9 protein-coding genes are annotated in these 19,551 nt (G+C 56.0%); 5 read left to right on the forward strand and 4 right to left on the reverse strand.

The window, feature by feature from the left end:
* Nucleotides 1–257: 257 nt before the first annotated feature.
* From LA756_RS25305 to LA756_RS25315, 3 genes are all read right to left on the reverse strand, one after another.
* Entirely contained in the window at nucleotides 258–5,177 is a 4,920-nt protein-coding gene (locus LA756_RS25305) for a c-type cytochrome (RefSeq protein ID WP_224437503.1), read from the reverse strand.
* A 186-nt stretch (nucleotides 5,178–5,363) separates the two neighbouring features.
* Nucleotides 5,364–6,926, reverse strand: a complete 1,563-nt coding sequence (locus LA756_RS25310; protein ID WP_224437504.1) for a LamG-like jellyroll fold domain-containing protein — start codon at nucleotides 6,924–6,926, stop codon at nucleotides 5,364–5,366.
* A complete protein-coding gene (locus LA756_RS25315) occupies nucleotides 6,923–7,435 on the reverse strand; it encodes a sigma-70 family RNA polymerase sigma factor (protein WP_224437505.1) in 513 nt (170 codons plus the stop codon). The genes LA756_RS25310 and LA756_RS25315 overlap by 4 nt, the downstream gene beginning before the upstream one ends.
* Before the next feature lie 180 nt (nucleotides 7,436–7,615).
* Between LA756_RS25315 and LA756_RS25320 the strand changes: the two genes are divergently transcribed.
* The 5 genes from LA756_RS25320 (at nucleotide 7,616) to LA756_RS25340 (ending at nucleotide 17,741) form a co-directional block, all read left to right on the forward strand.
* Nucleotides 7,616–10,741 (forward strand): PSD1 and planctomycete cytochrome C domain-containing protein, encoded by a 3,126-nt coding sequence (locus tag LA756_RS25320; RefSeq protein ID WP_224437506.1) that lies wholly within the window; start codon nucleotides 7,616–7,618, stop codon nucleotides 10,739–10,741.
* Between the two features lie 63 nt (nucleotides 10,742–10,804).
* Nucleotides 10,805–12,280, forward strand: a complete 1,476-nt coding sequence (locus tag LA756_RS25325; RefSeq protein ID WP_224437507.1) for a DUF1501 domain-containing protein — start codon at nucleotides 10,805–10,807, stop codon at nucleotides 12,278–12,280.
* Between the two features lie 212 nt (nucleotides 12,281–12,492).
* Nucleotides 12,493–13,863: an L-serine ammonia-lyase gene (locus LA756_RS25330; protein WP_369123658.1), complete on the forward strand. Its 1,371-nt coding sequence runs from the start codon at nucleotides 12,493–12,495 to the stop codon at nucleotides 13,861–13,863.
* 163 nt (nucleotides 13,864–14,026) lie between these two features.
* The gene (locus tag LA756_RS25335) at nucleotides 14,027–16,429 is read left to right on the forward strand and encodes a DUF1592 domain-containing protein (RefSeq protein ID WP_224437509.1); all 2,403 of its coding nucleotides are present in this window, start codon (nucleotides 14,027–14,029) and stop codon (nucleotides 16,427–16,429) included.
* 34 nt (nucleotides 16,430–16,463) lie between these two features.
* Nucleotides 16,464–17,741: a DUF1552 domain-containing protein gene (locus LA756_RS25340; RefSeq protein ID WP_224437510.1), complete on the forward strand. Its 1,278-nt coding sequence runs from the start codon at nucleotides 16,464–16,466 to the stop codon at nucleotides 17,739–17,741.
* Here LA756_RS25340 and LA756_RS25345 read toward each other — a convergent pair.
* Nucleotides 17,738–19,498 carry an AAA family ATPase gene (locus LA756_RS25345; protein ID WP_224437511.1) on the reverse strand — a complete coding sequence of 587 codons (1,761 nt, stop codon included), beginning with the start codon at nucleotides 19,496–19,498 and terminating at the stop codon, nucleotides 17,738–17,740. The genes LA756_RS25340 and LA756_RS25345 overlap by 4 nt on opposite strands.
* Between the last annotated feature and the right edge of the window lie 53 nt (nucleotides 19,499–19,551).

The following is a 19,551-nucleotide window of genomic DNA, read 5'->3' on the forward strand; positions in this document are numbered from 1 at the left end:
TTAGCCGTACGCTAAGACCTCCGTTCGGCTTCGCCTCCCCAGTTTGCAAGCAAACCGGGCTACCCGATTCGTTTTTGTTAGCCACCATTCGACAAACGATTGATCCAACACTCTTCCCTCGGTGATCTCTGTGTCCTCTGTGGCTAAAACCTCCTGCGATCTGAAACGAATCAATTTCGATCGCCCACATAAAAAATCCCTGCCGAGCTTGGGCTGCGGCAGGGATTTGCGTTGGATCGGGGCTGTTCGGGCAAGGGTTACTTGTCTTGGAACAGCTTGTCCTTTTCGTCTCCGCCAGCAAGGACGAAGGCGGTCAGGTCGTAGATCTCTTCTTCGGTCAGCCAGTTCAGCATTCCGCCAGGCATGATTGTCGAAGCGGTGTTGGACCGTTCTTCGATATCTTCCTTCATGATCGTGACTGGTTTGTCTGGCTGTTCCGGATCGGTGATCAGGACTAGGCGATCTGGTCGATCGGCAATTGCCATTCCGGAAATCACTTTGCCGTCGATCGTCAGGACGGTTTGCATCTTGTACTTGTCGTCGATCTTCTTGGCCGGATCGGCGATCGATTCCAAGACATGCTCGGCGGTGGCCTTCTTTTTGCCTAACCGGGTCAGATCGGGGCCGAAGTCGCCACCCACTTCTCCGATTTTATGACACTGGGCACAACCGAGGCGATTGAAGTAGACCTGACCGACGACGAAATTTCGCTTCTTGGCGGCGACCTTCTTCGGATCGAGATCTTCAAACGTCCACTGCTTGACGAACTTCGGTACCCAGCTGTCGCCGGTCGCTTCGATCGGCTTGCGGCCATCTTCCAGCGGGTACTTGGCCATCAAGTCGTTGACGTGCCAGAACGTTGCGTCACCGCGATCGATCGCACGGATTTTCGCGACTTGCGACGCTTCGACTGGCTTCGCTCGGTTCGACCACGAGTTCCGCACGTAAGTCAGCACGGCGGCAATTTCCTCGTCGTTGAGCAGCTGACGGAAACCGGTCATCGGTGGCAGTGGAGGGCTGCTGTAAGTCTTCCCTTTCACTTCGATGGTGCCGTGCATGCCGTCCAGTACCATCGAGATCAGGCGATCTTCCGAACCAGTCGTCCAGAGGCTGCCATCGATCGGTGGGTAAAGATTCGGCATCCCTTGGCCATGGGGTTGATGGCACGTGGCACAGTGGCTTTCGCGAAGGAAAATTTCCTTGCCCATTGCCATGACCTTCGGATCGGCCTTCACAGGAATGCTGTTCCGCAGATCGACCAGTTGGCGATTGAGCGAACCACTGTTCTCGGCCATGCTTTTGGCGACAAGTGCTTCGCCGAGGCTAAGCAGCTTGGCGTACTGCTTGGTTTGCTTTTCAACCGGCGAAGCTTCGCTGGCTTTGGCAAGCAGCGTCGTCAGCACGGTGGCCTGACTGTCGGCGGGAAGCGTTTCGGCAACCAGCTTCGGCGACAATGTCGTCAGTGCGGTCAGACCGGCCGACTGTAGCGGCTCGATCGTGGTCAGCTTGGCGAAGTCAGCCGCTTTCGGCTCTTCGTGACCAGGCCATGCCGAGATGGCTTGAATGGCGGCGATACGAAGGTCGACGTTCCCCGCGGCGCGAAGCACCGAAGCGGGGATGGCCTGCTTCTTGATACCTGGGCCTGCCCACATGACTCGTAGTCCATCGTTGCCACCATTATCGAAATAGGTGACGACGATTTCATGCGGACCTGCGGTGAGGCTGGCTTTGCCGTTCTTTTCGACCATGCCGTGCAGGCCGTCGTTGTTGATCAGCAAGTTGCCATCGACATACATCCGCGAACCATCGTCGGACGTAATGAAGAAGGTATATTCGCCAGCGGCAGGGATCATGATCGAAGCGGTTTGCTTCGTCGCGAAGACATCCTGCTTGCCCTTGGGAACGTACTTGTTGAAGTTGTCCATACGGCCAGAGAACGTCGCCTTGGTTGCGTTCAACGTTTCGATGGCCACGTTCTTGGCCGGAGCTGGTTCGTAGTAGTCGAACGCCACGGCAGGCCCTTCGGTGACCGTTGAACCACTTTCCGGACGCAGGTTCGAAGGCAGCTCGAACATCAGCGGGCGAATCTTGGCATACAGCGAAGCCGCTTCGGCCGACTTGTTGGTCGAACGGGTGCTGTTTAGCAGATCGGCCAGCAGGGCAGGGGACTGCGTCGCATGTTGCCAGGCCGCTTCCGCTCCGCCGCTTTGAATCCACGCGGTGTAAACGGCGCGGCGAACGACAGGGGAACTGGTCGTCGAAGCCAGCTTGGCCAACTGCGAGTGCGACTTGGCCAAGTCAGCTTTGCCAGTTTGCGGAAGCAGACGAGCCAGATCGTTCAAGCTCGGCAGGTTCTTCCCTTCGGCGGTCGAAATCCACGTGACCAATTCGTCCAGCGAGGAACGATTGTTGGTGGAAGCCAACGCGGCGATCGCTTCCATCCGCGGCTTGGTGGCGATACCCCCACGCGTGAGAATCGCTTCATAGACGGCTGGAGTGCGATCCATTTTCAGCAGCAGATCGGAGCTGGCCTTCTGCAGCGCGTAGCTGGTCGCGGCAGGGGAAAGCTTCCGGCCAGAGCGAATGGCTTCGGCCAACATGTTGTCGACGTTGATCTGGCTTTGAGCGTACTGCAGAACTTTGGTCAGTTCAGGATCCATCTCGTGCGAAGCGGCCTCGAAGACTGCTTCGGCTGCAGCAGGACCGGTAAACGCAACGGCCGACTTGATCGCTTCAGCTCGGACAAGCGGCGAGTCGTCTTGGGCGGCGTCGAGCAACACGGGCTCCCAGCCTTCGATCGAATCGGCCCAGTGGCCGAGCGTTCGGATGGCGGCAGCACGCACGCGTGGTTCGCTTGCTTTAGCCACCGTTTTGACCAGTTCGATGTTCGGCAGACGATGTTCTTCCAACACCCACAAGCAATTGAGCATTGCCATGGCGTCGGCTGGGTTTTGCACGTCTTTGTCGGCCACGAACGTTGCGATCGCGGACTGAACTTCTTCCGAATCGCGCCCGCTCAGTTCGATACGAGCACGATATCGTGTGGCGTTGTCCTTGGCGTAGAACGCGCTGAGGACTTCCGGCAGCGGCTTGTCTTTCAAGCGAACGGGAGTCAACAGTGGACGATCCTTGGCCGTGACGCGGAAGATGCGTCCATGCTGGTGATCGCGGTTCGGGTCACGCATGTTGTGCTGCATGTGCCCGATCAAAGCATTGGCCCAGTCGGCGACATACAGGGCACCATCGGCACCGATTTCGACGTCGCTCGGTCGGAAGTTGGGATCGGACGAGACCAGGATGGGTTCGACTTCCTTGGCACGGATGTCGGCTCCGTTGTACTCGATCTCGTGATTCAACACGCCGAGGAAACCGATGCAGTTACAGATCAGGAAGTTGTCTTGCAGATGTTCCGGGAAGTGGCTGCTGGCGATCAATCCGGTCGCAGCGACGGGACGAACACGCTTATCGAACCATTGTTTATTGCCGATCCCTTTGCCGATGTTGACGTACGATCCGGTGCCGGACGTGCCATCGTTGGCGAACTGGTAACCCCATTGATCGAAGACGTCACCGTGCGGATTCGGACCGATCGGGAAGTGGAATTCCATCTCGAACGTACGAGGATTGAAACGATGGACGCCGGTCCGAGTAGATCGGTAAGTTTGCGTTGGGGTTTCCATGGTGGCGACGTTAAAGACACCGCGAGACCAATAGAGCCAACCATCGGGGCCGAGCACCATAGCGTTGGCCGAATGGTGCGAGTCGGCACTGGAAAGCCCTTGCAGAACGCGGATCTTTACGTCGGCTTTGAGGTCGCCGTCGGTATCTTTCAGGAACCATAGTTCCGGCAGCGCGGCGACAAGCATCCCGCCTCCCCAGAACTCGAAACCGGTCACGCTGTTCAGTTCGTCGGCGAAGACCACACAGCGATCCGCGACACCGTCGCCGTTATCGTCCGGCAGGCAAACTATCCGATCGAGACGTGGTTCGGTGGGGTTCCAGTGTGGGTAGCTTGGCCAGACCGAAGCGTACATGTGCCCGTTAGGATCGACGGCCAGTTGCACAGGGTTGATCAGTTCGGGGAACATCTCTTCGGAAGCAAAGATATTCGCTTCCAAGTCTTGGTGCAGCTTCAGTTTTTCAAGGCCTTCTTCGGCGGTTCGGTACGAGAAACTTCCGTCGGCCATATCCCCTTCGCGGTTCGACTTCACAATCAGTTCTTCGGGGATGTTGTCGTCTTTGACTTCCAGATCGCCCCCTTGGGCAGCGGCCCAAACCCGCTTGTCGCGGTTGGCGGTCATGACGTCGAAGATTTCCATTTCACGCAGCATGACGTCAGCATTCGACTGCCCGAACCAGGCCAGTTTCGAGCGGCCACCGAAGACGTTGTAACCGTCGACCACGCGATATCGACTGAACCAATAGTAGTTCTTGTCGAGTACGACATCGCGAAGCTTGGCGATTGCATCCGAATCGGCAGGAGCCTCTTGGCCGAACAGCTGCGGAATGATGACTTGGGCGATTGCTTTGTTGCCGTGGTCCAACAGGTGAACGCCATTCATGGTGAGCGGCTTTTCAGCGTCGGCGTACAGCTTTTGCGAAGGCGTGAAGAGGTCGACGAACAAGACGCCCTTTTCCTGGCAGACTTGCTGCATCGCTTCGGTATACAAAGCCAGATTTGGGTTGTTCTTCGATCCATCCGGCAGATGGCGGTTGTACAGATTCTCGTGCGCGATTGGCGAGAACATGACGACCTGCGGAGCTGATTCGCCGTTGTACTTCTGGGCCTGCATGCCGTCGATGGTTTCGGCGAGATCCTTCTTGAAGAGGTCGACCGACTCTGGTCCCTTCAATGCTTCGTTGTAACCAAAGAAGCCGAAGACGACGTCGGTTTCGTTCTTCGCGAGCCACTGATCAGGGCTGCCGAAGTTGTCCTCGCGGGGACGCAGTTTCAGTTCGTCGCCGGGGAACGCCAAATTGCGGAACGTCAGATCATGTTCCGGATGCAACGCGTGGATGTAGGTTTCCAGCCAACCATGGTGTTGCATTCGATCGGCCGTATTATTGCCGATGATGGAGATATGATCTCCCTTTTCCAATTTCAACGACTGAGCTTGTATGTGGCCGGTCCAAGCCAACGCGAGACCGACAACAACTGGCAGGATGAAGTTTCGCATAGGATCCTAATTATCGAGGTTCGACTGTTCTGTTCCGGAGGTGGGTAATTCTGTGGGAGATCGAAGATGAGAAGCGCGGGTTTTCTACTAAACTAACTATAGTGTCCGGCGACGCCTAGGCATGACGTCAAATCGTACATTTATTTTTCGAGATTGATGGCTCCGCAGGCGAAACGACTTAAATAACTATTGAAAGTTTCTACCAGCCTCGTACGCTTCACGAATTTCTGAAGCGGACAAAATGCGGCCGAATAAGCCAAATTCATCGATGCGGCCGCGCAGTTCACGCTCGAAGACAATCTTGCCGTGACGGTTGGTGTAACCATAAGCGCCGATGCTGCTCGGTCCGTATCGAATGGCGCGTCCGGTGCTCCAGTTGTACCGAGCGATCTCTTCGCCGTTCATGTAATAGACCGACTCTTTTGCCACGCTGTCGAGCTGCGCAGCAACGTGCGTCCACTGAAATTGCGGGATCGATTTCGGAGCGGTGTGGTTATATTCCGAATTCACACCGATGCGGTAAGCTCCATTCCGTTGCAGGTTCCAGTGATGTTCGCCGGGGTCGTAGTTGATGGTGTTGAACAACGACTGCAGTGCGTAATCGAAGCGATTCATCTGCACCCAGCCCATGATGGTGACCTGGTGATAGGTGCCAGGAATGTCGAGCTCGATACGATCGCCGCGGTTTTCAAACAGCAACGCCCCTTTCTCAGGCCAACGTCCGGTGGCCCAGATGCCGCCATTGAGAAAGCCATCCGGCACGACCGTCGATTCGGCCAGGTTGACGACTTGGGTGCTATCACGCGAGTCGGTTTCAAAGTCGAAGTAAAAGAGGGCGGAAGGATCGCTACGCAGCATGCGGCTATGATCGAGCCAGCGGCGATAACCGATCGACGTGCTGGTCGCAAAGGCGCGATCGTCAGGCGAAATCGAACGTCGTTGGCTCTCCGCATTCCAGGCCAACGCCGAGTTCTCGGTGAGCAGTTCTGAGGCTTGATTGGGCTGTTTCAAGCGAACTTCGCCGGCGAAAACGTGCAGCTCTTGGTTTTGTTGTTCGTCGACAAACACACCGAACTCGGTGCCGAGGTCTTCGACTTCCATCGTCGGTGTGGCGATGACAAAACCATGCCCTGTTTCCGGAACGATGGCGCGGGCCCGTCCGGTTTGCAGTTCCATATGCATGCCGTCGATGATCGAGAACTTCGCAGGGCTTTCCACCGAAACAGCCACTCCATTTTGGAAGTCGAGCGTTACAGCTCCTTCCGTCAGATGGTAATCGCCGGGGAAGAACTCGTTGCCTGCCGGGCCAAGGCCTTCCGCGAAGTGTTGATTGTGGCCGACATCCAGCATGGCAATCGCCGTTGATGTCGCTGGCGTTACGTCTGGGGCAATCTCTTCCGGGGTAGGTCCGGCAATCGGATCGGAGTCGATCGGCTTCGCTTGCGGCCAATTCCAATACGCGACCGATGCTGCTATTAACAAAGTTGCGGCAATCGCGAGCGTCCAGCGGGAAAGCGGGGACGATACCGGCGAGCGATGCGGTGGCGGAACGACTGGAGGTTCTTCACCGCTTGATTCGTAACGAAGTTGGGCATCGATCTGAGCAGCGCGTCGGAACCGAGCTCGGGCCTCGGCATCTTCCCGCAGCGCATCGATCAAGTCGGCTTGTTCCTGGCGGGTAAGCGAATTGGGATCGAGAAAGTAACGCTCGATTGCTTCGTGAATTTGCTGATTCGATGAATGACTCATGAGGTAGCCGCCAATTGGAGGCGAACGCAATCGTGAAGTTTGACGCGAAGTCTGCCTAAACGCTTATATAAACTGTTGGCCGTTTTGCCGGCCGCTTCTGCCATTTCTTTGACGGCTTCGTCGCGGGTATACGGGGCGAGCAAAAGCTTACGGTGTTCGGTCGGAAACTTATCTAAACAGGCGCGGATGGCTTGGCGTTGCTCTTGAACGACCTCGGTGGCATCGTCTTCCGCTTCCGAGGCAATCAGTGCGACTAAATCGTCGTCCAAAAGTAAGCGGTCGCGGCTGCAGCTGCGGCGATACTTGAGGACTTCGAATCGCAGGACCATCCGAGCCCACGGGATGAATTCGTCGTCGGCTTGCAGCTGATCGATCTTCCGCCACATGACGAGGCTGGCTTCCTGGAGCACATCGTCCACGGCATTCCAGTCTGGCAAAGCAGCCCGCGCGATGCCGGCGAGCTCGCGTTCATGCTTCAAAAACAGAGTCAGGAATCGATCTTTTTCCACGGTGGCGACCTTTGCGACCAGAATTACCTAACTAGTTACTCCCCACGATCGAGCGACCTGCCGGTATTTCTTTTTCTCGATCGACATTTACAAAAATGCGCGGCAGGTTGTTGGCATATCGGGAGTAGAATGGTGTCCTACCTCCTGATTTCCCAGGGAAGCACGATAAGGAATCCCACCTTGAGTTTATGCCATTTTGGGCAGAAAGTCCTTCATCTTTTCGGTTTGGGGATCGTTTTGGTCTTCATTTCGACCGCTACGGCTGAGGAAAAGATCGACTTCCGCAGTCAGGTTCGGCCGATCCTCTCGGACCGTTGTTTCCATTGCCATGGTCCGGATGCCGCAAATCAGGATTCGGAGTTCCGTCTCGACACGCAGGAAAACATCCTCGCGGATCTTGGGGGGTATGCGGCTGTGGTGCCTGGCGATTTGGAGGCAAGCGAGCTGCATGCGCGAATTCATAGCGACGACGAGTTCTCGCAGATGCCGCCGCCGGACAGCAACCGTTCGCTGACCGAAGAAGAAAAGCGGATCTTGGACTTGTGGATTAAGCAAGGGGCCGAGTACCAGCGGCACTGGGCCTTTGAAGCACCACAGCGACCGGAGGTTCCGCAGAACGATCTTTCCGCCGCAAGGTGGTCCAACGAGCTGTCCCAAGAGTGGTCCACCAACCCGATCGATGCATTTATTGCGCGGCGACTCATCGCCGAAAAATTGCAGCCTACCTCTGAAGCCGATCCAGCCACGCTGCTGCGACGTGCTTCGTTGACGCTGACCGGCTTGCTTCCACCCCGGGAACTGCAGGAAAAATTCCAGGCCGATCCGACGGAGGCCGCTTATCGCGAAGCCGTCAACGAGTTGATGGGCTCGATGGCTTACGCCGAACGCCAGGCTCTTCGCTGGCTCGACGCGGCACGCTACGCCGATACCGATGGCTACCAGAACGACAACGAACGAACCAATTGGCCGTGGCGTGACTGGGTGATTCAATCGATGCACAACAACATGCCGTTCGATCAATTCACGATCGAGCAGCTGGCCGGCGATATGCTTCCGGAGGCAACCGATTCGCAGCGGCTCGCGACCGCCTTCAATCGAAACCATCGACAGAACGCCGAAGGGGGAGCACTCGCGGCGGAGTTCCTTGTCGAGAACGTGATTGATCGTGTCGAAACGACGTCGACGGTTTGGTTGGGCCTGACGATGGGATGTGCCCGGTGCCACGACCACAAGTACGACCCGCTCAGCCAACGCGAGTTCTACCAGTTCTACGGCTACTTCAATAACATTGGCGAAAAAGGAATTGGCCGCGGGATCAATGCCAATCCGACGATGACGGCCAGTTCTCCATTGGCCAAGGTTTCTGCTGCGACGCTCGCCCAGCAGGCGGAAGCGAAGCAGCAGCTAGAAACCGCCGAGTCTGGTCTCGACGAGCGCATGAAGCAGTGGCTCCGCGAGTACGATGCTTCGCCATCGAACGATGAAGTAGCCTGGCAAACGGCCACCGTTCAAACGGCCCAGCTAACGGGGGACGGCGATTTGGTGGTCGATAAAGAGAACACCGTTCGTTACTCCGGCGGAAAAAAGGGAGGCGATATCGTCTACGACGTGCAGCTGAAGCCAGGGCTGAAGACGTTAACGGCGATTCAGCTGGAAGCACTTCCCGACGCGGCATTTTCCAAGCCGAGACAGCTGGCCCCCAGTGTGAACGGTAACTTCGTCTTGTCTCGCGTAATCGTGCAGTACCAAGGGACACCGGTCGCGTTGAAGTCTGCCACGGCAACGTTCGAGCAGGACAGCTACCCAGTTAAGAACATCCTCGACAACAATCCTAAAACAGGCTGGGCGATCTTCGGTCCAGACGTTCAGCCGGAAGCAGTCACCGCGACGATTCGTTTCGCCGAACCGATCACGCTCGACGACGACGCGACACTCAATGTACAGCTTCGTTTTGAAAGCCAGTTCGCCAACCATGCGATCGGCAAAGCGAGGTTCGCTTTCTCCGATCATCCCGAAGCGGGCAAGAGTGCTGAGGATGGTCTGACCGACGAAGTACGCAAAGCGTTGGCCAAGCCGGCGGAGAAGCGTCAGCCAAAAGAACTGCAGGCAATCGCCAAGTATTACGAAACGGTCGATCCTGTCTTGGCCGCCGCGGAACGGAGCGTGAAGAAGGCTGAAACGCAGCTACGCAAAGAGGCCGGGCCTGAGGTTAGCGTAATGATCATGCGCGAGCGTGACGGCGATCCGGCCCCGATCTATTTACTGGATCGAGGACAATACACCGATCCGGTAAAGGACGATCCGCTATCGCGAGGCGTTCCCAAGGAGCTTCTGCCGACGAAGGAGTCTTCGCAGCCAGGCAACCGTTTGGAGTTGGCCCAGTGGTTAGTCTCTCGCGAAAACCCGCTGACCGCTCGCGTGATTGTCAACCGATTGTGGCAAGATCACTTCGGCACTGGGTTGGTGAAGACGGTCGACGACTTCGGTCTGCAAGGAGAAATGCCGAGCCATCCGGAACTGCTTGATTGGCTGGCGGTCGAGTTCATCGAATCTGGCTGGGATATGCAGGCGATGCATCGCTTGATGGTTACCAGCGCCGCCTATCGTCAGGCCTCGAAACAATCGCCCAAGCTGAACGAGCGTGATCCGGAAAACCGCCTTCTCGCACGTGGCCCACGGTACCGCGCCGATGGTTATTCGATTCGTGATATCGCACTGCAAGCGAGTGGTCTTTTAAGTGACAAAGTGGGTGGTGCTTCGGTGAAGCCATATCAGCCGGCCGGACTTTGGTCCACGGTGGCGGCAAGTGCAGGGGTGCGTTACCGCGAGGACCAAGGAGAAGGCCTTTATCGCAAAAGTATGTACACCTATTGGAAGCGGGCCGTGAATCCGCCGCGGCAAACAATCTTCGACGCCGGTAGCCGCGAAGTCTGCACGGTTCGGTCGAATCGGACCAACACGCCGCTACAGGCCTTGGTACTGATGAACGACAAGACGTTTGTCGAAAGTGCCCGGCAACTCGCCCAGCGAGCACTCCAGTCGGAAGCCAACAGCGACGCCGACCGCGTTGCCGAAATGTATCGCTTCGCGCTTGCTCGTTCGGTTGATGACGAAACGTTGGCGATCTTGCTGGATAGCCTGACCTATTTCAAGCAGCACTATGGCGAAAATCCCAAGGATGCCGAGGCCCTTTTGTCGGTCGGAGCGACCTCGCGGGACGCGTCGTTCGATCCAGCGGAGCATGCCGCACTAACCGCGGTGGCCCATTTGATTTTGAACATGGACGAATTTGTCACGATCGAATAGCTGTCCGCGTTGCGACGTTCGCCACAATACCTACCCACGTGACATGCTCACGGAGTCTTATCGATGCAATCGAATAACGAAGCTAACGAAAACCGCATGATGATGACGCGGCGGCACTTCTTCGGCCGCTCGGCCAGCGGCGTAGGAGTCGCAGCACTGGCCTCGCTGTTGGGGAAAGACGCCCACGCGGAAACGTCGGCAGAGCTAACGCAGCCGACAGGTGCATTGAAAGCCTATCACACACCGCCGAAAGCAAAGCGTGTGATTTACTTGTTCCAAAGTGGAGCGCCATCGCAGCAGGAATTGTTCGATCCGAAACCGCTGCTGCGCGAGAACGAAGGTAAAGAACTATCCGACTTTGTCGAAATGACGCAGCGTGTCACGGGAATGACGGCGGGGCAGAAGTCATTCCCGTTGGCAGGCTCGCGTTACAAATTCACCCAGGAAGGCAAATCAGGCATCGAGATCGGTAGCGAACTGATCCCCCACATTGCTTCCTTAGCGGACGACATGTGTTTGATTCGTTCGATGCAAACCGAAGCGATCAACCATGACCCAGCGATGACGTTCTTTCAGTCGGGACATCAGTTGCCTGGCCGACCGAGCTTTGGTTCGTGGCTGCACTATGGCTTGGGGACGATCAATCAAAACCTGCCGACATTCATCACCATGGTGTCCCGCGGTACCGGACGCCCCAACTGTCAGCCCCTTTACGATCGCTTGTGGGGCAGCGGTTTTCTGCCGTCGACTTATGCCGGCGTGAAGCTGATGAGCGTCGGAGATCCGGTGCTGTACTTGAGCAATCCGGAAGGGCTCAATCCGACGGCCCGGCGACGTATGCTGGACGATCTCGCGAAGCTGAATCAAAAGAAGCTCGACGAATTCGGCGATCCTGAAATTCACACGCGTATTCAGCAGTACGAATTGGCGTATCGTATGCAGACGTCGGTGCCTGACTTGACCGACTTCTCGGACGAGCCGCAGCATGTGCTCGATGCGTATGGCCCTGACGTGACGAAGCGGGGAACGTACGCGTACAACTGCTTGCTCGCACGACGCCTGGCCGAACGAGATGTCCGCTTCGTGCAGCTGTTTCACATGGGTTGGGATCAGCACTTCACGTTGCCGAAGCAGTTGCCTGGTCAGTGCCGCGATACCGACCAGCCTACCAAGGCGTTGGTGAACGACTTGAAGCAGCGAGGCATGCTGGAAGATACGCTGGTCGTCTGGGGTGGCGAGTTCGGCCGGACTTCGTACTGCCAAGGAACGCTCAACGCACAGACATACGGCCGAGATCATCATCCACGTTGTTTCTCACTTTGGATGACAGGGGCCGGGATCAAACGTGGTTTCACGTACGGCAAGACCGACGACGTTTGCTACAACGTGGTCGAAAACCCGATGCACGTGCATGACTTGCACGCGACGATGCTCCACCTGCTGGGAATCGACCACGAGAAATTGACGTACCGCTTTCAGGGACGGTACTTCCGACTGACCGACGTGCATGGCCATGTGGTGAAGGACATTTTGTCCTAACGCATTGCCAAGTCGGAAAAGTCGATTTCTGGGGAGATAACCTGAGCGTTTCTTCCGGCTCGAAAGAGAAAATGCCCTTTCCGAATGCTGCGCGATAGAGCACAATTACTACAGGCGGCCATCTTGGCTTTTTGTAGGAATTTGTTGTGGCATCGAAGTCGGTCAAAACCGCGGAATCGTCGAATATTTCTGGCGAGCAGGCGTTCGTGGGCGTGTTCGATTTGTTCAAAATCGGCATCGGGCCTTCCAGTTCGCACAGCGTCGGACCGATGCGCGCGGCCGAGATGTTCCTGCAATCGCTGGCCGATTCAGACCAGATCCGTGATGTTCAGCGTGTGCAAGTCGACTTGTACGGTTCGTTAGCACTGACCGGTATTGGGCACGCCACCGATATCGCCGTTCTGATGGGGCTTCAAGGAGAAGTGCCGGATCAGATTGAACCGGAAACGGTCGCGGAAAAGCTGAAAGTCATTCGCGAGCAGCATCAACTTCTCTTTGCTGGCCAACGGAACATTCCGTTTACCGAGAAAGAAGACCTACTTTTTCATCGCAAGACCTTCCAGGCAGGGCACCCCAACACGCTGAAGTTTTCGGCGTTTGCTTCGCCGGACGATTCGCAGCCCCTTTTGGAGGAAACGTACTTCTCGATCGGAGGCGGTTTTGTTGTTCGTGAAGGCGCCTCAGGACAGGGGATTGCGCATCCGATGTCGGCGGTTCCGTTTCCATTTGATTCGGCTGCTGAGCTTTTACGACTTGCGGAAGAGCAAGGGTGCGGCATCAGTCAGATTGCATTGGAAAACGAAAAAGCGTTCCGTTCGGAAGCTGACATCCGGGATGGCTTGACGAAAATCTGGGACACGATGCAGCAGTGCGTCGAGCGGGGTAGCCAAAACGAAGGAATCTTGCCGGGCGGTTTGAACGTCCGTCGCCGAGCCCCAAGCCTTTACCGCACGCTGTGCAGTCGACCGGAAGCGAACATGCGCGATCCGCTGAACATCCTCGACTGGGTCGATCTTTACGCGATTGCCGTAAACGAGGAGAACGCTGCCGGGGGACGTGTCGTTACCGCACCTACGAACGGAGCCGCAGGGATTATTCCGGCGGTTCTCTGCTATTTCGATCGTTTCTGCCCCGAGTCGACGCCGGAGAAGATTCAACAGTTTCTGTTAACCGCCGCCGCGATCGGGTCGCTTTACAAAAAGAACGCTTCGATCTCAGGTGCGGAAGTGGGTTGCCAGGGAGAAGTGGGCGTTGCGTGTAGCATGGCCGCTGGCGCGTTGACCGAAGTCCGTGGAGGCACTCCCCGTCAGGTCGAAGAAGCGGCCGAGATCGGAATGGAACACAACTTGGGCCTGACGTGTGATCCAATCAAAGGTTTGGTGCAAGTTCCCTGTATTGAACGCAACGCGATGGGGGCGGTCAAAGCCATCAATGCTTGCCGGCTTGCTTTGCGCGGAGATGGCAGCCACTTTGTTTCTCTCGACCGCGTTATCCGGGTAATGAAACGAACGGGAGCCGATATGTCTTCCCGCTATAAAGAAACTTCCCGCGGCGGTTTGGCGGTAAATATCAGCGAGTGTTAAAGGGCTACCCGCGATATCACGCGGCGAGATGCCAGACGCTTTCTTGAATTCTTCTGCGAATTCACGTAACCATCGTGCTCTTCAGGGCATAGGGTAACGATGCTCGTCTGTTCTGCATGCAAAAAAAGTCAGTTTTTGCGGTTTCCTCGTTATACTTAACGATATGAAAATCTCCCTCCTTTTCACTGCCTGCCTGGTAGGGCTTTGGGCCCTCGGTCTCCCTGGTTCGCATGTCTTCGCGGCGGAAAATGCCGACGTGCGCGCGTTCTTCGCGAAGCACTGTATCGAATGCCATGGAGCCGATACCCAGGAAGCAAGCATTCGGCTCGACAATCTACAGTTCCCGACGCCTGCCGCTGACAACGCCCATGTCTGGTCGCGCGTGGCGAACGCCATCGAACGTGGCGAGATGCCGCCAGAGTATCAGGATCAGCCGACCGCCGACGAAAAGCGAACGCTGATCAAGCAGGTCGTGCAAACCGTTTCGCGGTCGTTGGAGCAGCCGATCTCTTTACGACGGATGAATCGCCAGGAATATGAGAACACAGTCCACGATCTTTTGGGGATTGATGTCCCCTTGGTCGATCTACTGCCGGAAGATGGCAGCGTGCAGGGCTTTGATAAAGGGGCCGACGGGCTGAGTTTTTCTTCGGTGTTGATGGAAGAGTATTTGAAAGCGGCAAACGTTGCCTACGATGCAACGATCCGGCGGATCAAACCACTTCCTCCAGAAACACGTCGAGCCGATTTGATGGAGATCAAAGAAAACATCGACTCGGTGAAGAAGAAAAAGGGGGGCGTGATCGAAGTGGACGGCTCGCTGGTCAAGTTCACCCCAGGGTGGCCGCCGGCTCGAATCGATGCGGCGCATCCGATCGAAGATGGCGTCTATCGCTGCCGCGTCGCAATCTGGCCCCACAATCCGAACGATCGCACCATCTCGGTCGCGCTTTACGTTGGTTCATTGTTTGGTCCCGATACGCAAGACTTCGTCGGAATTTTCGACGCCCATGGAACGCCACAAAAGCCGCGCATCGTCGAGTTCACCCGGCGGATGAAAGAAGGGGACACGGTTCATATCGTTCCACGAGTTTGGCCGGAGCATGTGACGTGGCGAGACAAGCACGAAGCACGCCCTGGCGTGGGGATTGCCTGGGTCGAAACGTACGGCCCGATCGATCAAGAGTTTCCTTCGATCGCGACCACCAAGCTGTTCGGCGATGACGATTCGATCGAAATGAAGGAGCAATGGCCGGTCTGGATGCGGCATCGTAAGAACGTGAAGAGTCACATCGTCGAGTCGTCGGAGCCAGAGGCCGATCTGCAGCGAATTTTAAAAGAGTTCATTCCCCGGGCCTTTCGGCGACCAGTCTCCGACGAAGAGATGCAGCCATTTATTCAGTTGGCTGTCAGCCGGTTAAACAACGGTCGTACGTTTGAACAAGCGGTCCGAACAGGCGTCACGGCTGTTCTGTGCTCGCCGCAGTTCCTGCTGATCAATCGCGAACCGGCCGTAGACGATTACGGCATCGCGTCGCGGATGTCTTACTTCTTGTGGTCGACGATGCCCGATCAGGAACTGTTGGATTTGGCCGCGGCCGGCAAGCTGAGCGACCCCAGCGTCCGCCATGCCCAAGTAGAACGGATGATCGCTGATCCGAAGATCGAGAACCTGGTGAACGATTTCACGGGGCAGTGGCTCGATTTGCGAGAGATTGAATTCACGACGCCAGATAAGAAGCTGTATCCCGAATACGATCCGCTGCTGCTGGAAGGGATGCTGGGCGAGACGCGACACTTCTTCGAGCATGTCCTCAAGGAAGATCTGAGCGTGATGAACTTTGTCGATTCTGATTGGACGTTCGTCAATCAACGAATGGCTGGCCACTATGGCTTGGACGAAGTAGAAGGGCACGAAAAGTTCCAGAAGACAAGTCTTCCTCCGGATAGCATCCGCGGCGGTGTGCTGACGCAAGCCAGTGTGTTGAAAGTGACCGCCAACGGCACGACCACTTCGCCGGTCATTCGTGGCGTTTGGGTGTTGGACAAGATGCTCGGCCGGCCTGCTCCTCCGCCACCTCCTGGGGTTCCCGCTGTCGAGCCAGACATTCGTGGCGCGACGACCATACGGGAACAGCTCGACAAGCACCGCAGCATTGCCGCATGTGCGAGTTGCCACAAACGGATCGATCCTCCTGGTTTCGCGCTGGAAGAGTTTGACGCGATCGGCGGTCATCGCGACTTTTATCGTTCGATTGGCGAAGGAGAGAAAATCCCTGGCCAGAAGTCGTATCGCAAAGGACCTGACGTTGAGTCATCGTTTGAGATGGCCGACGGCCGAGAGTTTTCCAATTTTCAGCAGTTCCGCGATTGCTTGCTGGACGATGAACCGCTGGTGGCTCGTGCGATGGCCGAAAAGCTGCTGGTTTATGCGACCGGCCGAAAGATTGGCTTAGCCCAGCGCGACTCAGTCGATCAGGTAGTCGCCACGTCGAAGAAGAACGATCATGGTTTGAAGTCGATGATTCATGCCGTGGTCGAAAGTGATTTGTTCCTTGCCCCGTAACTGGTTTCCGTTGCCTTGCGACGAAGGATTCGCCATGTCTCGCCAACTTAGCCGCCGAACGTTTCTTCGTGCCTCTGGCATTGCGATGGGCTTGCCCCTCTTGGGAAGCATGGGAGCAACTCGGCTGCTTGCCAAAGAGGGGGCCGGCGATGCGACTGACGTTCGCCGTATGCTGGCCGTTTGTGCTCCGCTGGGGATTCATACTCCGAATCTTTTTCCGAAGGAAGCTGGTAAGGGCTACGAGCTGACGCCATACCTAAAACCGATGGCGAATCTACGCGACAAGTTTTCGGTCATTTCAGGCATCATGCACCCGAACGTCGACGGGGGCCACGCCGCGGAAAAGAGCTTTTTAACTGGGGCCGCGCATCCTGGCCAACCGAGCTTCCAAAATACGATTTCGGTCGATCAGCTTGCCGCCGAGCAACTAGGCTACAAGACCCGCTTCGGCTCACTGACGCTTGCTGTCGACAACAACAGTATCTCGTACACGCGAAGTGGCGTACGAATTCCTGCCGAGAATCGTCCTTCAAAATTGTTTGCCAAACTGTTTTTGGAAGGGACGCAACAGGAAAAAGAAGAACAGATGCGACGGATCGAAGATGGTCAAAGCATCATGGATCTTGTTCAGGATCAAACCAAAAAGGTGACCCGAAAAGTTGGCCGGGAAGATAACCAAACGCTCGATCAGTACTTCACCAGCGTGCGAGAGCTGGAACAGCGACTGGTGCAAGCGGAAGCGTGGGCCAAGCGTCCCAAGCCGGAAGTTGATCGCAAACAGCCAGAAGATATCCAAGATCGTGCGAACATGACCGAGCGGTTGCGTTTGATGTACGAGATGATCTTCCTGGCAATTCAAACCGACTCGACTCGGTTCATTTCGCTCGTCGGCCCTGGCGGCAACGAAGTGGTGTCGCTCGATGGTGTCGACGACGGTTGGCACAACCTAAGCCATCACGGCCGCGACCCCGATAAGATCGAGATGCTAACGATCATTGAGCTGGAAGAGATGCGTTTGTTCGCCGAACTGATGCAGAAGCTGGACAATGTGAAAGAAGGAGGTCATTCGCTGCTGGATCAAACGGCGATCTTGTTTGGTTCGAGTCTGGGGAACGCTTCCAGTCACAACAATACAAACCTGCCGATCATCGCGGCAGGCGGTCACTTCCGGCATGGGCAGCATATCGCTTATGAAGAAGGGAATGCTCCACCGCTGTGCAATTTGCTGGTGAACTATTTGCAACATGTGGGCGTCGAAACCGATCAGTTCGCGTCCGGTACCAGCACGCTGACCGAGCTTTCCGCCGTCTAACGCGGCTTGAGCAAACTGGGGTCGATCCCTTCGACCGTGTCGATGCGGACCGACCACCAAGGGAAATGAAATGTCTCTTGGCATTTCCGACAGGTCACACGCTGTCCGAGGAACTTCATGCCGCCATCGCTTTGCCATTCGCAACCTGGGCAGGTGGCCAGCCACTCAACTTTCTCCAAGTCGATCGTCTTTCCTTTGAGCGGTTGATACGCGTCGAGGGGGATGTCGGCGACGTTGAATTCAATCAACGCTTGCCGGGTAATCGATCCTTCCGGTAACGCGGCTAAACGTTCCGAGTGAAGGCCAACTGCGCGTTCAAAAACATTACGGGCAAACCGAGCATTGCCGAATCGTTCGTCACGTCCGTGATATGCTGCGGTGAACAAGATACTTGTGATCGCTCGCGCTTCGGTCGTCAGTTCGTATTCGGCATCGGTACAGAACTTATCAAAGATGCGGCATAGGTCGGCCACGGCATAGTCGTCGAAATCGATATAGCGCGTGAAGCGGCTTTCCAGTCCAGGATTGGTTTCAATGAACTCTTGCATCAGCCGTGGATAGCCGGCAACGATGACCACCAGTTGATCGCGATTGTCTTCCATCCGTTTAAGCAGCGTATTGATCGCTTCCTGGCCAAAGTCGTGCTGCCCCGTAGGATTCGACAATGCGTAGGCTTCGTCAATAAACAGCACGCCATCCAAAGCGGAATCGATCAACTTGTCGGTCTTCAATGCGGTTTGGCCGACATAGCCGCTGACAAGATCGGCCCGATCGCCTTCGACGATTTTGGGAGTTTTCAAAATCTGAAAGCCATACAAAATCTTGCCGATGATCCGCGCGACGGTCGTTTTGCCGGTTCCAGGATTTCCTTTGAAGACGAAGTGCAGCGTTTGCGACGACTGCTTGAGACCATGTTCGCGTCGCTGCTGCTGAATCTTCAGGTATGCCATTAACCGTTTCACCTCGGTTTTCACACCATCCAAACCGATCAGACTATCTAGTTCGGCCTGGGCTTCTTTCAGCACTTCTTCTGGTTTGCCGTAGTCTTCTAACGTTTTCGCCTCCGGCTTGGGTGGTTCCTGCGGTTTTAGCATGTCCAGTGGCGAGCTTGGCCGACCGCGACGATCTGTCCGGCTTGTATAAGAGTTGCCAAATCGGCAGGCGGCGAAGATGCGATCGATCTTATCAACTAAGTCTCGTTCAACATCGGTCGAGGCTCCCCATTGAAAGACCGATCCGACGATAGTGCGAATCATCCGTTCGTATGTTGGAAGCAAATCGGTACTGCCACTCAAGTGATGTACGATCATGCACATCAGCAGGCTGACGTTTTGGGTTTCCGGACAGTTCCCGCCGAACCACTCGCGATCGTTCATGAACGCGCTGAGAAACGATTCCCATTGATGTCGATCGAGATTCGCATAGCGTCGAAAACGAGGAAGCGTGCAAAGTGTACTGCCAAGCGGTAACGCGGTCGTAAACGAAAGATCGAACTCACGCTCTTCGATGCGATGATCGGCGAGAATGGCCAACCCCAGGTAATGCAGGCAGTCGCTGGCCAACGCCATACGGACGAGCGACTCCGGGTATTGCCCTTGGCGTTGGTAGGTGGCGGTGATCTCCCCCCAGGGGATATTCAGGAACTCGTTGAATTCGCCTTTAAAATCGATCTTTACCGACGAACCATCCAGTTCGCGGCTGATCGCGAGGAACAATGTGTTGAAGTCGTTATCGATTTGGGACCACAAGTTCGCCACAGGTCACCATTCCTTTATTTGCTGGCTAATCAATTCGCTGCTGATTTTATTCG

This window comes from Bremerella sp. TYQ1 (genome assembly GCF_020150455.1).
In the GTDB taxonomy this organism is placed as follows: Bacteria; Planctomycetota; Planctomycetia; order Pirellulales; family Pirellulaceae; genus Bremerella; species Bremerella volcania_A.